The following is a 15,692-nucleotide window of genomic DNA, read 5'->3' as shown; positions in this document are numbered from 1 at the left end:
TAGGAAATAGGGAAGATGAATAAACCAATCACCAATTACCAATTACCCATTACCCATTACCTATTAATTTCCTTCTGCCCAAGTTTTAGCCCAATTTAAGGTTTGATGGACTTGTTCTAAAGTTGGTGCTTCACAATAAAGGCGTAATACTGGTTCAGTTCCACTAAACCTAATCATTAACCAACTTTGATCTTCTAGACGGAATTTATAACCATCTATTGTATTACAATCAATGACTTTTTTACCTGCTATTTCTGTTAAAGGTTGGGTTTGTAATTGTTGTAATAATTTTCCTCTCACTTCCATACTAGCTAATGGTAAATCTATCCGATCATAAGCTGAGAAAAAATTAGTTCTTTTCTGCAATTGTTGATAATAATCACCTAAATCTAAACCCGATTCTACTACTGCTTCTAATACATACAATGCTGATAGTAAAGCATCTCTTTCAGGAATATGACTACCATAACCAATTCCTCCCGATTCTTCACCTCCTAATAATACTTCTGTATCTAACATTCTATCAGCGATGTATTTATAACCAACGGCGGTTTCAAATACAGGTAAATTCAATGATTCGGCAACACGAGGAATTAAATCAGAACCGCTGACAGTTTTAACGATTTCCCCTGTAAAGTTGCGTCTGGTTTTGAGGTGATCTATTAAGATGGGAATTAAGATTTGAGAACTGAGGAAATTAGCGTTTTTGTTTACTGCGGCGATGCGATCGCAATCTCCATCAAATACTAACCCTACTGTTAAATATGAGTTATTATTGTTATTAATTTCCCCATGATTTTTGATTTCTGTAAATAATCGGGAAAGATATTTTGGTAAAGGTTCGGGCGCTCCTCCTTCAAATAAAGGATCACGGTTACTATTAATTTCTTTAACTTTTTCGCCTAATAATCTAACCAAACCACTAGCAGCAGCACCGTGCATAACATCAGCAAATAATGTTAATTTACCTGATGATATTGCTTGGCGAATTTCGTGAATATTTACTTTCTTTTCTAATGCTTGACAATAACTAGGCCAGGGATCAAATGTCTCTTCTTTTCCTGGAGTCGTTGCGGTTGGTACTGCTTCTGTTAATAGTGCTTCTATTTCTTTGGTAACTTCTGGAGGCACAGAACCACCAAAAGCACTCTTGACTTTTAACCCTAAATATGCACCAGGATTATGACTAGCGGTGATGACTAACGCGCCTAAAGCATTGAGGTCTTTTGCAGCCCAACTAAAAGCGGGAGTAGGTGCGTAGGTTTCGCTAAACAGGACATCAAAACCCACTGCTTTGACAGCATCAGCGACAGCATGGGCAAAATTTTCTGCCATAAAACGGCGATCGTAACCGACAATGATGGTACGGCTACCGACTGTAGAATAATATGTATTATATAATACTTTAGCGGCGACTGGGGCAACTATAGCTAGGCGTTCAAAGGTAAATTCATCACCGATAACACCCCGCCAACCATCAGTACCAAACTTTATGGGGTTAGTTAAAACTGACATGGAGATATCCTAAAATTTTCTAACAGAGGATTGTAGCATTTATACTGGTGATTGGTGATTGGTGATTGGTAATTGGTAATTGGTAATTGGTAATTGGTAATTGGTAATTGGTAATTGGTAAAATATAATTCCCCCTGTCACCTGTCACCTGTCAACTGTCAACTGTCAACTGTCAACTGTCAACTGTCACCTGTCACCTGTCACCTGTCACCTGTCAGCGAGGGAAGCAATGGCTAATGGTAAAATACGGTGTTCCTGAATTTGGATTCTTGCGTGTAGGGTTTCGGCTGTATCATCTGGTAATACTGGTACTGCGGCCTGCATGATAATTGGTCCGCTGTCCATTTCTAAACGCAACAGATGTACAGTACAACCAGTTATTTTCACTCCGGTTTCTAATGCTTGTTCTACAGCCCGCACACCTTTGAAACTCGGTAATAAGCTGGGATGAATATTAATAATTTTATCAGGAAAAGCGTCAATTAATTCCTGTGTTACCAAACGCATCCAGCCAGCCATAATCACTAATTCTACATCATGTTGATTAAAAGTTTTGACAATTTCTCTGTCTAAATCTTCGCGCTTTTTATAGTCACGATGATTTAATAATACAGCCTTTACTCCGTGATTTGCTGCCCTTTCTGCGGCTTTTGCTGTGGGATTATTGTAAATTAAAACTTGAATTTGGGCGTTGAGTTTCCCTGCTTGGATAGCTTGGGCAACTACTTCAAAATTACTACCGTTTCCTGAAGCCATTACTCCCAGTTTCAAAACGTTGCTAGGTTGTGAATTTTCCAGAGAAATATCAGGAGAAACTAGACTAGGTGTGCCATCAATGGGGTAATATTGACTCATAAACTCTCATAAAATTATGAATATACTGTGAATGTCTAAGATTATCATGAAACCATCCCGTTTTTCTCCTTCGGAACTACTAGATAATGATACTACTGCGGCTTGGGTTTTTCTCACACCAGCACTTATTTTGTTAGGTTTATTTATAATTTGGCCTATTGCCTATTTGTTTTATCTCAGTTTTACTGCTGGTAGTTTTACTTCATCGGGTATTTATTGGGTAGGTTTGAAAAATTATTGGCGTTTGTTGCTTAACTCTGATTTTTGGCAAGTTCTGTTTAACACTGTTTATTTTACTTTTGGTAGTCTTGTTCCCAGTTTGGTGATTCCTTTGGGACTAGCGGTATTATTAGATCGTTCTTTAGCTTTGCGGGGACTTTTGCGAAGTGCCTATTTTCTCCCTTCTATTATCTCACTGGTTGCGGCTGGTTTAGGTTTTCGTTGGTTGTTTCAAAATACTGGTCCTGTGAATGGATTTTTAGATTTTTTTGGTGTTGCACCCGTATCTTGGTTAGGTGATACTTTTTGGGCAATGCCTGTGATAATTTTATTTAGTATTTGGAAACAAATAGGTTTTAATATGGTGGTTTTTTTGGCTGGGTTGCAAGCTATTCCTCTAAGTCTTTATGAAGCAGCAGAATTAGATGGTGCAAATAGTTGGCAGCAATTTTGGCATATTACTTTACCAGGATTAAGACCTACTTTAATTTTTGCGACTGTCACCACGGGAATTTTTACATTACGAAGTTTTGAACCTGTTTATGTGATTACAGGGGCTGGTCCTTTAAATTCTACTAATTTGTTAGTTTATTACACTTATCAAGAAGCTTTTGGTCAATTTGATTTTGGTTACGCCGCCGCAGTTGCTACTGTGTTATTAGTGGTGACTTTGGTGTTAGTTTATTTGCAGTTACGAACCTGGGGAGAAAATTGATAATTGATAATTGATAATTGATAATTGAAAATTGAAAATTGATAATTGATAATTGATGATTATCAATTACTACCCAATCACCAATCACCAATCACCAGTCACCAATCACCAATCACCAATCACCAATCACCAGTCACCAGTCACCAATCACCTTTAAAACTCTTTTTTCAAGAAGATAAAAATAGCGATCGCTAACAACATGAAACTGTAAAGTAAGCCATAACCAGCATTACTTAATAGTGTCATGGTGTCAGGTATTGCTTGCAGTCCATAAACAGCATCATTTTTTAAATCTAAGCGAGATAAATCTGGAAGTATGAGATATAAACCTTGGGTGATTCTTTCTACCGCAGGGTTTTCACTGAGACGACCTAATGCGACTAAATCTTTGGTAATATAGCCCATTAAATAGACGGCAAATGTTAAAGCTGTGGCTATTAAGGAACTGGTAAAAACTCCTAATGTGACAGCCACAGCAGTAATTAAAGTTAATTGTAAAAATAAGAAAAGTACGGCTAAAAGAATGCTGGGTAGGGGATATGACATTTTACCAAGTTGCAAAAACACCAAATAAATAAATGTCATGGATGCTATAAGTAAACCCAACACACCTGATAAACCTAAGTATTTACTGGTGATAAATTCACTGCGGCTGATAGGTTTAGCAATTAACATGAAAATAGTCCGTTTTTCAATTTCTTTGTTGACAAGTCCTGTGCCAATAAAGACTGCAACAATTAAACCAATGACATTCATTACTGCTAAACCCACATCTAAAAAGATTTTGTCTTGGGTTGTAGCTGCAAATTCAAAAATTGCCCTGTCAGCAACAGCAAGGATAATTGCATAAAAACCGATAATGTAGAGGATGCGATCGCGTATCACTTCCTGAAATACGTTTTTTGCCATTACAAATGTTCTGACTGCGTTCATATTTTTTGGTAATGGGTAATTGGTAATGGGTAATTGGTAAGTGATAAATAAATCTACTGTTGTGGTGGTGGTGAACCGATGAAAAATCTGCTGTTGCGATCGCATTTAATTGCTGCTACCGCATTTTTATTTTCTGGACTTTTAACAGTTGATACTGGTTGAATTTGACAAGATTTTTGCAGATAAAATCCCTTACGATTAGCAGTTGGTCCTTGCCAAATACTCAGAATATCTAATCTATAACCAGATTTGATATTGACTACACGCGGTTCTATTTTCCATAGTCCTTTTTCTTCGTATTCGCTGAGGTTTTGGTTAATCATTCTTTTACCCAAATTTCCTACTTGTTGGTTAGCTTCTAGTAACCATCTTTCTACTTCTGACCAAGATCGGTTAGATATTTCATCTTGTATTAATGGTTGAATTTTATTTAAAATCATATTACCGTTTTCTGGTCTTTTCGCTTTTGGTTCTAGTTTAATTACAAAGGTGCTGCGTTGAAAATTATCTGCGGATAAACTGGGATATTCTTTTAACCATTTATCTATGACAAAGTAAAATTGAATCCAGCAACTTATCAACATCGACCAAGCAAGTAAAATAATGATTTTTTGGCGTGATTCTAATTTGGGAAGGGCAGCTTTTGTTGATGTACCTGTTCCTGAGAAAAATTCTGGGATTGCTGTAATTATAGCTGCAATTGTTGGCCAAAGAACTATGGTTCTAGGTGTAACTACATTTTCTTGATGTCCAAAAGCAAATACACTGACTAAAAACCCAGTTAATAATGCACCTACTGGCATAAAAGTTCCTGGAACTCTTGCAGGATCATCAGTAGTATACCAAGCTGTACCTGCAATTAAAAATCCCCAACCTGTTAAGGCAATGATATCTTTGATTGGTCCTGTGGCAAAATATGAATTTCCCCACGCGAAGAGGCTTAAATAGATAAATGTCTGCCAGGAAAAAGCTTTGGGAGGCATTATCAGTTTTTGAATGCCCAAAAATAAATCTTGAACAAATTTAAATAGCTGTATTACTTCTTTAAACAATGATGAATTCATATTTGCACCTATTTTTAGCTATTTTTACCTGGCTGATGTTTTCACTTAGTTTCTTAATTTCTCAATTTAATTCCTAATAGCAAAACCACGAATGACTAAAATTAATGAAATAGCCGTATAACTCAAGGAATTGGCGATTAAAGTAGTAGTAATTAAGCTGGTATTTTGTAATTTAAGTTTTTCATTATTGAATATTTTTTGGCGCTGATTGGTGTCTGTGCTTTCTTGTTTTTTACCCCCTTCATATAAGGTAATAATCAAGAGTTTTAACAATGCAAACTTGACCAAAAATGTACCAAAGAAAACCAGAAAGCCCATGAGAATTAGAGAATTCTGTATGCTGGCGCTTTTAAAGGTATTAAAAAATATGTAACTAATCAATTCTGACTTGATACCTACAGCTAATATTGGTTCGACCATAAAAAATACATTCCAGCCAATGACACTGGAAAAAACGTTCATAGCTATGGCGTAAAAAATGCTGGTTTTTTTGTCAAATTTGAGTGATCTATTGAGAATATACCCTTCTAGGGGAATGGCAATTAATAAAAATAAAGTTTCAAACAAAATTGCCCCAAGGGGTAAAATTCTCGGTAATGTTAATTCGTCTGACATAAAGCATCAATAAATGATAAAGTTTGAGATTTGAGATTGAACCCAGCCAGGAAAGGATGGTAATTGAGGATTTTAGATACAGGGTATTGCAGGATGCAGGAGGTATAACATTGAATCAATTTCTTGATGTACCATGAAAGTATAACTGAGATTATACGGATGATGGGGTAAATTATCTCATTTTTCTGATCATTTTTTCTCTAATTGTGCCAGCGACTGGAAGTCGTGGCTATACAGACAAAACCCACCTACGTGGGTTTTAGGTTTTGACTACTGACTGCTGACTGTTGGTGAATTAGTCCAGAGGTTCGGTAAGATCAGAAACAGCCACGTTACAGCTTTTCTACAGTTTTCCAAAAATGACAAGAAATGGCATCGGTATTCGCACAGCGCAAGTACGTTCTGAACGCCTCACGGGTCAAATTCATGTTTATGATGGTGTGGGTAAAGGTAAGTCTCAAGCGGCTTTAGGGGTGGTTCTGCGCTCTATCGGACTGGGTATTAATGCTGAGAGTAATTTTCATCGTGTGTTACTGTTAAGGTTTTTGAAGGGTCCAGAACGTGATTATGATGAGGATGGAGCGATCGCCGCTTTGCAGCGTGGTTTTCCCCATTTAATTGATCAGGTTCGCACTGGTAGAGCGGAATATTTCGGCCATGATGAAATTACCCCTTTTGATCGCGCAGAAGCAGCACGGGGTTGGGATGTGGCCAAGGGTGCGATCGCCTCTGGTTTATATTCTGTTGTGGTTTTAGATGAAATTAACCCGGTTTTAGATTTGGGTTTGCTTCCTGTGGATGAGGTGGTAAACACTTTAAAATCTAAACCCCAGGAATTAGAAATTATTACCACAGGTCGGGCAGCACCGCAACAATTATTAGATATTGCCGATCTGCATTCGGAAATGAAACCCCAACACCATCCCACAGCAAAAGCATTATTAATTGAAGGTATAGAAATTTATACTGGTGCGGGTAAAGGTAAATCTACCAGTGCCTTGGGTAAAGCTTTACAGGCAATAGGTAGAGGTATTAATCATCCTGGTTCTACTCGTGTATTAATTATGCAGTGGTTAAAAGGTGGCAGTGGATATACTGAAGATGCAGCGATCGCCGCTTTGCAGCAGTCTTATCCTGAAGTAGTGGATCATTTACGCTGTGGAAGGGATGCGATCGTGTGGCGTAATTCTCGCCAAGAATTAGATTATGTAGAAGCGGAAAGAGGTTGGGAAATTGCCAAAACAGCGATCGCTTCTGGTGTGTATAAAACTATCATCCTCGATGAACTTAATCCCACCGTTGATTTAGAATTACTCCCTGTTGAACCAATTGTACAGGCTTTGCTGCGTAAACCAAAAGACACAGAAGTAATTATTACTGGGCGTTGTCAAAATCAACCTGCATACTTTGATTTAGCCAGTATTCATTCTGAAGTTTATTGTCATAAACATTACGCTAATCAAGGTGTGGAATTGAAGCGGGGGGTTGATTTTTAAGCAGTTTTATTCCTGTAGGGATAATTCATGAATTACCCCTGCATGAAATTATACAGCAGATTTCATTTATAAGAGTTACAAATCATAATAATGAAACTCTTGTGGTGCGGGCATCTTGCCCGCTAAATATGTACCTCATATTTTCGGAAACTAAAAACCTCTTGTCTCTTGCATGAGTGCCTCTTGCCTTGTCATAACGACAATTTTTAACGCCTACCTACTTAGACCCTATTATGAACACCAAAACCACATTAAACGCCTGGGTAACTTGCCCCAAACCCAACCCCCAAGCAAAAATGCGCCTATTCTGCTTACCCTACGCAGGAGGTAGCGCAATGGTATTTCGCACCTGGCCTAGTCATTTACCCCCAACCATTGAAGTCTGTCCTATAGAAATTCCTGGTAGGGGAAAACAAATGAAATTTCCTCCCTACACAAAAATGCAGCCTTTAGTTGAAGAAATAGCGAAAAATCTCATCCCATTTTTAGATAAACCCTTTGCTATTTTTGGACATAGTATGGGTGGACTAGTTGGTTTTGAATTAGCTCGTTTACTGCGTTCAGATGATAATTTAACACCATTACATTTATTTATTTCTGCTCGCAATGCTCCCCAAGTTACACCCACAAAAAGAAAAATTTATAACTTACCAGATGATGAATTTTGGCAAGCAATTTGCAACTTTAATGGTACTCCTGATGGTGTCATAGAAAATGAAGAACTGATCCAAATTTTTCTGCCTATTCTCCGGGCTGATTTTACAGTTTTAGAAACTTATGTTTACACCCATCAACCACCTTTTGATTTTCCCATTAGTGTTTTTGGTGGGTTACAAGATACCACATTGACTGATTATGAATTAGAAGCATGGCAAGAACAGACGACAGCAGCTTTTTCTTTACATAAGTTTCCTGGTGATCACTTTTTTATTCGTGAACATGAAAAAGTTTTACTACAATATATATCTCATAAGTTAGAATGACAATATTGTTTTTACTTGATAACTCTACCTAAGAGGGATTTTTATTTTCTGTTTTTTTGATAAAAAATTGACTGCTGCATAGCCTTCAATAATGAACAATTGACAATGAAAAATTGACAATGAACAATTGACAACTACCTCACCCTTAAAGGAAGAAGATTGAAAAAGCGGCATTTTTAGCTTTTTCCCTGGAAATAGGAGGTTTTAAAGCTGGAATTAAACAATTAATTATCAATTATCAATTGTCAATTGTCCATTGATAACTGAGGGTAATGTTGAGATATTTACAACTAACATAAGGTGTATTTTTTATAGCCATGCTTGTAACAAATTGTGAAACAATGTAGCAGGTACGGCTATTGCGATTTTTATAGCTATAAAACCGAACCTACTAAATTTAAATCTTGGTGTTATGGTTTATTTAGGAAGCAAAAGATCAAGCTTCACGCAATAAAAGATTTAAAAAATATACGAGTATAGTTTACCATCTGTGAAGCTGAAAATTAAGCCTCCGCAAGCCAAATACAGCATTGTATAGGAGATAGATATGGCATTAGTTCGTTGGGACCCTATCCGCGATCTTGAACGTTTAGAACCTTTCCGCGAACTTGAACGTTGGGATCCTTTCCGCGAAATTGATACTTTACAAAGGCGGATGAATCGTTTGTTTGAAAGAATGATACCAGGTGATGGCAGTGAAAGAGGAGGGTTAACTTTTATCCCTGCTGCTGAACTCGAAGAAACTGATGATGCTTATAAATTGAAACTAGAACTACCTGGTTTAGAAGCTAAAGATGTGAATGTTGAAGTCACTCCTGAAGCTGTTTCTATTACTGGTGAAAGGAAGTCTGAAACAACAACTGAAAGAGAAGGTTACACTCGTTCCGAATTTCGTTATGGTAAATTCCAACGGGTAATTCCATTGCCTTCGACAGTAAAACATGAAGAAGTTAACGCAGAATATAAAGATGGTATTTTGCGGTTGAACTTGCCGAAAGCAGAACCAGAAAAACAAAAAGCTTTCAAAGTTAATCTCGGTTAATTTTTAAGCTATTAGCTATAAGCAGTCAGCTATAGCATTTCCATTTGAGATATGAACACCTGTGGCACAGGCTTCTAGCCTGTGACGGGCAAGATGCCCATCCCACATTCAGTTTACATCTCATTTTCTCGTTCCCATACTCTGTATGGGAATGAATTATTGAAGGTTCTGCCTTTAGTGATAGCAGAGTCAGAGACTCTGTAATAGCATTCCCAGTCTGAGACTGGGAACGAGAGAATAGCACTTCTGAAAAACTTCTACTCAAGTCCAGGGGGAAGATATGGCAAAGGTAGTAGGAATTGATTTAGGAACTACTAATTCTTGTGTTGCTGTGATGGAAGGTGGGCAACCTTTAGTAATAGCTAATTCTGAAGGACAACGCATCACTCCTTCTGTGGTAGCTTACACTAAAACCGGTGAACGTTTGGTAGGTCAAATTGCTAGACGACAAGCGGTAATGAACCCAGAAAATACTTTTTATTCTGTGAAAAGGTTCATTGGGCGCAAACATGAAGAAATTACCCATGAAGCGACGGAAGTTTCCTATAGAACCCTGCGTGATAGTAATGGTAATGTCAAGCTCAGTTGTCCCGCAGTTAATAAACAATTTGCACCAGAAGAAATTTCTGCCCAAGTTCTGAGAAAGTTAGTTGATGATGCTAGTAAATATTTAGGAGAAAAAGTTACTCAAGCAGTGATTACTGTTCCTGCTTATTTTAATGATTCCCAAAGACAAGCTACTAAAGATGCAGGTAAAATTGCTGGTTTAGAAGTTCTCCGCATTATCAATGAACCAACAGCAGCAGCATTAGCTTATGGTTTGGATAAAAAACAAAATGAAACTATTTTAGTATTTGACCTTGGTGGCGGTACTTTTGATGTTTCTATTTTGGAAGTTGGTGATGGTGTGTTTGAAGTTAAATCTACCAGTGGGGATACTCATTTAGGTGGTGATGACTTTGATAAAAAGATTGTTGATTGGTTAGCACATGAATTTCAAACTAATGAAGGTATTGATTTAAGGAAAGATAAACAGGCATTACAAAGATTAACGGAAGCGGCAGAAAAGGCAAAGATTGAACTTTCTAGCGCCACGCAAACTAATATCAATTTGCCCTTTATTACGGCTACTCAAGCAGGTCCAAAACATTTGGATATGACATTAACAAGGGCTAAGTTTGAGGAGATGACGGCGGATCTTTTAGATCGTTGTCGTAAACCAGTACAACAAGCATTGCAAGACGCAAAACTGACAAATGCCCAACTTGATGAAATTGTTTTAGTTGGTGGTTCTACTCGTATTCCTGCTGTGCAAGAATTAGTGAGAAGAATGACGGGTAAAGATCCCTGTCAAGGTGTGAATCCTGATGAAGTTGTAGCGGTAGGTGCTGCTATTCAAGCGGGTGTTTTATCAGGTGAAGTTAAAGATATTTTACTGCTTGATGTCACTCCTTTATCTTTAGGTGTGGAAACTCTGGGCGGTGTGATGACTAAAATCATTGGCCGTAATACAACTATTCCTGTGAAGAAATCAGAAATTTTTTCTACTGCGGCTGATGGTCAAAGTAATGTAGAAATTCATGTTTTACAAGGTGAAAGAGAGTTAGCAAAAGATAATAAAAGTTTGGGTACTTTTCGTTTAGATGGTATTCCTCCAGCACCCAGAGGTGTACCACAAATTGAAGTTACCTTTGACATTGATGCTAATGGTATTCTTTCCGTGACTGCTAAGGATAAAGCCACTAATAAACAGCAGTCAATTTCTATTACTGGTGCTTCTACTCTTGATAAACGAGATGTAGAAAAAATGGTGCGGGATGCGGAAGCTCATGCACAGGAAGATAGAAAAAGACGGGAACAAATTGATACTAAGAATTTAGCTGATTCTTTAGTTTATCAAGCAGAAAAAGAACTCAGAGACTTGGGTGATAAAGTCAGTGCTGCTGATAGAAGTCGAGTTGATGAGTTAGTTAAGGATTTGCGGGAAGCTATCAATCAAGATAATTTTGATCGGATTAAGTCTCTTAGCAGTGAATTACAGCAAACCTTGATGCAAATTGGTAGTGCGGTTTATGCTCAAGCGGGAAGACCGGATGTAAGTCCAGATGGAAGTAGTCGAGAACCTCAACCGCACACAAATCGGGGTGAAGATGTGATTGATGCTGATTTTGTGGAGTCCCAATAATAGGATATCAAGGAGTCAGGAGTCAGAAGATCAAGGATATCCCTGACCACAAGTCAGGGATCTATTTCTCAAACAAAATAAATAATAAATCATAAATTACAACATATCAACAACTTGATCGGGCAATTTACTCCATAAGGAGGATGGTTTGACTATCAAATTTATGCAAAGTTATCCAGATGATCAGTAGATAGAGATGAACAAGTAGAAAGACTTAAATTAAATATCAAATGTCATCTTCAGGAAAGGGGAGATTAGCGGCAAAATCTCAGAAGTGGAGATGGCTTTGCTGTTTATTCTTAACCATACAAATGTTTATCCTATTTGACTTTATTTTAAGGATTTGAAGAAAACTTGCAGTAAAACACACACTGAAATTGTTTTGTTTGCTTGAATAGCTATATTAAGATTACAGAACTGGGCAATTCTTAAATTATGGCTACCAAGATCATTGATGTGAGAGAATATACTGTTAGAGCGCATAAAAGACAGATTCACACTCGTGTTTTTCATTTTGTTTGTAAAGAATGTAATCAAGCGACAAAACGGGAAACCTTTGGACCTAGACCTTTATATTGTGAAAGTTGCCGTCCTCCTCAACCTCCGAAAAAATCTGCTCATGATCCTAGAAAACTCAAGCCTCATGCGATGAATTACAAAAGTGACATTGAATTAGAATAATTGAAGTAATATGAACACCCAAGAACAATTACAACCTCCTTCAGAGGTATTTATTAGACCATTGTTGGAATTACGAGACTATTATGCTGGTCTTGCACAAGAGTACCAACGGCTATTTATTGAAGCGCGATCGCAATTGGATCATGTGGAAGCTTTGTTGTCTCCTTGGTCCTATCCTGATGAACATGAAGTTTCAGAATTAGAAGCTAGTGAGCAACCAGGTTCTCGTTTGTTTTTGGCATCAGATCATCAGTCTGATTTAGACTTGTTCGAGTCTGTAGAGTCAGAACCTTCTCACTCTCAACAATGGAAAACAAATGGTTCAAGTGCTGCGGCTGCAAAAGCAGCAGTTTCTCATCCGAGAAATACCTCTTTGGATAGTTATGAACATTTTACGAAGGGGGTGGAAATTCCCATGCTTCCTGAATATAAATCCTTGAGTCGGATGGAAGCTTTAAGGATTTTATTACATGAATATGCTGGGACTGTTTGCCATATAGATTTTATTGTGCGATCGCTCTATGGTGAGTTAGAATCTACTATCTTTAAAATCGTCAAAGGTAGGGTTCAATCTTCTCTGACTCAAGGTAGAGAAAGGGGTTATTGGTCGGCTATTCCTAACGAACCTGGTTGTTATACTCTGGCTTTAAGTTTGTTAGATCCTAATCATCAAAATGGCTCATCTACTCGTAGTAAAAGTAGAAGAAAAAAGCCTGTGGCTGTAACACACTCCAATGATATTCCCATGCTCAAAAAATATGAGGGTCAATTTTTAATTGATGCTCTTACCTCTTTTTTAGGAGAACATCGAGGACGGGTTTTTGGTGTGAATGAAGTCATTAATGGTATCTATGGAGAACTTGATGATCGGGACATGAGAGAGGTAAAAAATAAGGTTCTCAATGAATTATCTAGAGGTCATCGCACAGGTAGATTTTCTAGAGTTCCTAACCAAATTGGTTTCTATACCTGGGATGCAAGGATGATATCAAGAAGATAAGGAGATGGGGAAGCAGGGGAAGCAGGGGAAGCAGGGGAAGCAGGGGAGGAACAATAAGTTCTTCTTTCTCCTGAACTCCTGACTCCTGACTCCTGACTCCTATTTCATATCATAACCAAACAAATTGGGGTCAACTTCTCCTAGTTTTAAATCTGCTAATCCGTATTCTGCCCAACGTCTTTCTACCATTGCGGCAATATCAGGATCAGATTCTAAAGGTGCGCCCCATTCATGTTCTGTTTCTGGGGGTATTTTGGTGGTTGCATCTATGCCCATTCTCCCCCCTAAACCAAGTTTTTCACTAGCAAAATCTAAGGTGTCAAAGGGGGTATTTGGTAATATGAATACATCCCTGGTTGGGTCAACTTTAGAACTAATTGCCCAGACAACTTGACGCGGATCACGAATGTTGATATTTTTATCAACAACTATGACAAATTTAGTATAGGTGAATTGAGGTAAGGCACTCCAAAAAGCTAAAGCTGCTCGTCTTGCTTGTCCGGGGTATGCTTTATCAATAGAAATAATTGCTGCTTTGTAACTTAATGCTTCCATTGGCAGGAAGAAGTCAACTATTTCTGATACTTGTTGCCGTAAAATTGGGGTATAGATGCGGTTAAGGGCGATCGCCATCATGGCTTCTTCTTTGGGTGGACGACCGCTAAATGTGGTAAGATAAATCGGATTTTTGCGGTGAGTCATGCACTGGAAGCGAACCAAAGGCGAATCTTCCACACCGCCATAATATCCCATGTGATCGCCAAAGGGACCATCAGGTAAAACTTCCCCTGGGGTGATAGTTCCTTCTAAAACAAATTCTGAATCTGCGGGTACTTCTAAATCTACTGTTTTACACTTGGCTAATTGTACTCCAGAACCGCCATAAAGTCCGGCAAATAACCATTCTGATAAATCTACGGGAATGGGTGTGGCTGCTGCCATAATGATTAAAGGATCGACTCCAAGGGCGATCGCCACTTCTAACTTCTTACCACGTTCCGCCGCTTTGCGTAAATGTCTCGCACCCCCCCGCACTGATAACCAGTGTACGGTCATGGTGTTTTGAGATTGCAGTTGTAGACGATACACACCCACATTTGGCGTTCCTGTCTCACAATCCTTGGTAATTACCAATCCCAGCGTAATTATCTTTCCGGCATCTCCCGGATAAGGACGTATTAAAGGCAACTTATTTAAGTCTAAATCATCACCTTCCACAACCACCTGTTGACAAGCGGGGAAAAAATCCCTTCCCGGTTTCGCTTTGACAACATCAAACAGCACCTTACCAAAGTCTATCGCTTGAGAAATCTTTTTCGGGGGTTTGGGTTGCTGAAGCATACTTAACTTCTTCCCCAAAGTTTCCAACTCCTCTGGTTTTTCCATATTCATAGCCCAGCATATCCTTTCTACCGTCCCCATTAAATTCACTGCAACGGGGAAAGATGCACCTTTGACATTTTCAAAGATTAAACCTGGACCACCTTTTTGCAGCATTCGGTTAGAAATTTCCGCAATTTCTAGTTCAGAGTCTACTAAAGCCGAAATTCGCTTTAATTGTCCTCTTTCTTCCAGAATTTTAATAAATCCCCGTAAATCTCGCGCCATATCCCTAACAGTTAAGAAGTGTAAAGTCTTCTTGATCTTAACTTGATATTTGATAGTTTATCTGTACTATATAATCATGATTTCCAGAATAATTGAACGCAGATGAACGCAGATTGACGCAGATTATATAATACAATTCATCTAATGATATGTTATTATAAAAATATTGTTACAGTGAGGTTAATAAAACAATGACACAGGAATTAATAGACCTCAGAAATAGTATTTTAGAACAGCGTTATAGTGATGCTTTAGCTATTGTAGATGAGTTAGAGGGAATGGGTAGACAAGCAATTTTCAGAAACATTCAATCTTTTTTATTGCGGCTGATGATTCATTTAATTAAAAATCAGATAGAAAAAAGATTAACTAATTCTTGGGCTAATTCTATTCGCAGTTCTATTAGAGAAATAAAAAAAATCAATTTACAAGACAATAAAACTTCTTACTACGTCAAAATAGATGAGTGGCAATCAATGTTAGAAGATGAATTTGAGGAAGCTATTCGAGAAGCTAGTGATGAAGTTATGAATGGTATTTATAGTCCCTTTCAATTAACGGAAATAGTTGATAAATTTGCGGTGATTAATCAATCACAAAGTTTGTTGAATTTGACCTATAATTACTCAATTAAGGAATTACCCGCAGTGGTTGATGATTATTTAACCCAGTTACCTGGTGGTGAAGATTGGAAATTAGGAAAAAGATGATTAATATAGATAAGTTATATAGAGAATATGCGATCAATGATCAAAATTTGTTGTTGGATTTGGGGATCTAA

At 37.8% G+C, this 15,692-nt stretch carries 14 protein-coding genes; 8 read left to right on the top strand and 6 right to left on the bottom strand.

Annotated elements, in window-relative coordinates; genetic code table 11:
- Window positions 1-63 precede the first annotated feature (63 nt).
- Window positions 64-1,515, bottom strand: coding sequence for a phosphoglucomutase/phosphomannomutase family protein (locus K2F26_RS24330; protein WP_220609839.1), 1,452 nt, complete (start codon window positions 1,513-1,515; stop codon window positions 64-66).
- A gap of 207 nt (window positions 1,516-1,722) precedes the next feature.
- Window positions 1,723-2,370: a phosphoribosylglycinamide formyltransferase gene (gene purN, locus K2F26_RS24325; protein WP_137666086.1), complete on the bottom strand. Its 648-nt coding sequence runs from the start codon at window positions 2,368-2,370 to the stop codon at window positions 1,723-1,725.
- Window positions 2,371-2,416: 46 nt separating this feature from the next.
- Here purN and K2F26_RS24320 point away from each other — a divergent pair, with 46 nt between their 5' ends.
- A complete protein-coding gene (locus K2F26_RS24320; RefSeq protein WP_220609838.1) occupies window positions 2,417-3,304 on the top strand; it encodes a carbohydrate ABC transporter permease in 888 nt (295 codons plus the stop codon).
- Window positions 3,305-3,457: 153 nt separating this feature from the next.
- Here the strand turns inward: K2F26_RS24320 and K2F26_RS24315 are convergent, their stop codons facing one another.
- The 3 genes from K2F26_RS24315 to fraC all read right to left on the bottom strand — a co-directional run bounded on the left by K2F26_RS24315 (window position 3,458) and on the right by fraC (window position 5,916).
- Window positions 3,458-4,237 (bottom strand): ABC transporter permease, encoded by a 780-nt coding sequence (locus K2F26_RS24315; RefSeq protein ID WP_220609837.1) that lies wholly within the window; start codon window positions 4,235-4,237, stop codon window positions 3,458-3,460.
- Window positions 4,238-4,290: 53 nt separating this feature from the next.
- Window positions 4,291-5,301 (bottom strand): septal junction protein FraD, encoded by a 1,011-nt coding sequence (gene fraD, locus K2F26_RS24310; protein ID WP_220609836.1) that lies wholly within the window; start codon window positions 5,299-5,301, stop codon window positions 4,291-4,293.
- Between the two features lie 66 nt (window positions 5,302-5,367).
- Entirely contained in the window at window positions 5,368-5,916 is a 549-nt protein-coding gene (fraC, locus tag K2F26_RS24305) for a filament integrity protein FraC (RefSeq protein ID WP_220609835.1), read from the bottom strand.
- A 359-nt stretch (window positions 5,917-6,275) separates the two neighbouring features.
- On the opposite strand from fraC, the gene K2F26_RS24300 reads away from it, so the two are divergent.
- The 6 genes from K2F26_RS24300 to K2F26_RS24275 all read left to right on the top strand — a co-directional run bounded on the left by K2F26_RS24300 (window position 6,276) and on the right by K2F26_RS24275 (window position 13,303).
- Window positions 6,276-7,412, top strand: coding sequence for a cob(I)yrinic acid a,c-diamide adenosyltransferase (locus K2F26_RS24300; RefSeq protein ID WP_220609834.1), 1,137 nt, complete (start codon window positions 6,276-6,278; stop codon window positions 7,410-7,412).
- Window positions 7,413-7,645: 233 nt separating this feature from the next.
- On the top strand, window positions 7,646-8,395 hold the full coding sequence (locus K2F26_RS24295) for a thioesterase II family protein (RefSeq protein ID WP_220609833.1): 750 nt from the start codon (window positions 7,646-7,648) through the stop codon (window positions 8,393-8,395).
- A gap of 547 nt (window positions 8,396-8,942) precedes the next feature.
- Window positions 8,943-9,437 carry an Hsp20/alpha crystallin family protein gene (locus K2F26_RS24290; protein WP_220609832.1) on the top strand — a complete coding sequence of 165 codons (495 nt, stop codon included), beginning with the start codon at window positions 8,943-8,945 and terminating at the stop codon, window positions 9,435-9,437.
- Window positions 9,438-9,717: 280 nt separating this feature from the next.
- On the top strand, window positions 9,718-11,622 hold the full coding sequence (gene dnaK / locus K2F26_RS24285; RefSeq protein WP_220609831.1) for a molecular chaperone DnaK: 1,905 nt from the start codon (window positions 9,718-9,720) through the stop codon (window positions 11,620-11,622).
- Window positions 11,623-12,057: 435 nt separating this feature from the next.
- A complete protein-coding gene (locus K2F26_RS24280; RefSeq protein WP_096571856.1) occupies window positions 12,058-12,303 on the top strand; it encodes a hypothetical protein in 246 nt (81 codons plus the stop codon).
- Between the two features lie 10 nt (window positions 12,304-12,313).
- Window positions 12,314-13,303 carry a hypothetical protein gene (locus K2F26_RS24275; RefSeq protein ID WP_220609830.1) on the top strand — a complete coding sequence of 330 codons (990 nt, stop codon included), beginning with the start codon at window positions 12,314-12,316 and terminating at the stop codon, window positions 13,301-13,303.
- A 99-nt stretch (window positions 13,304-13,402) separates the two neighbouring features.
- Here K2F26_RS24275 and K2F26_RS24270 read toward each other — a convergent pair whose 3' ends face one another.
- On the bottom strand, window positions 13,403-14,911 hold the full coding sequence (locus tag K2F26_RS24270) for a UbiD family decarboxylase (protein ID WP_220609829.1): 1,509 nt from the start codon (window positions 14,909-14,911) through the stop codon (window positions 13,403-13,405).
- A 191-nt stretch (window positions 14,912-15,102) separates the two neighbouring features.
- Here K2F26_RS24270 and K2F26_RS24265 point away from each other — a divergent pair, with 191 nt between their 5' ends.
- A complete protein-coding gene (locus K2F26_RS24265) occupies window positions 15,103-15,621 on the top strand; it encodes a DUF29 family protein (RefSeq protein ID WP_220609828.1) in 519 nt (172 codons plus the stop codon).
- The last annotated feature ends 71 nt before the right edge of the window (window positions 15,622-15,692 follow it).

The sequence above is a fragment of the Sphaerospermopsis torques-reginae ITEP-024 genome (assembly GCF_019598945.1).
In the GTDB taxonomy this organism is placed as follows: Bacteria; Cyanobacteriota; Cyanobacteriia; order Cyanobacteriales; family Nostocaceae; genus Sphaerospermopsis.
The sequence above is the reverse complement of the archived record's forward strand: the minus strand, read 5'-3'. Positions and strand labels throughout refer to the sequence as shown.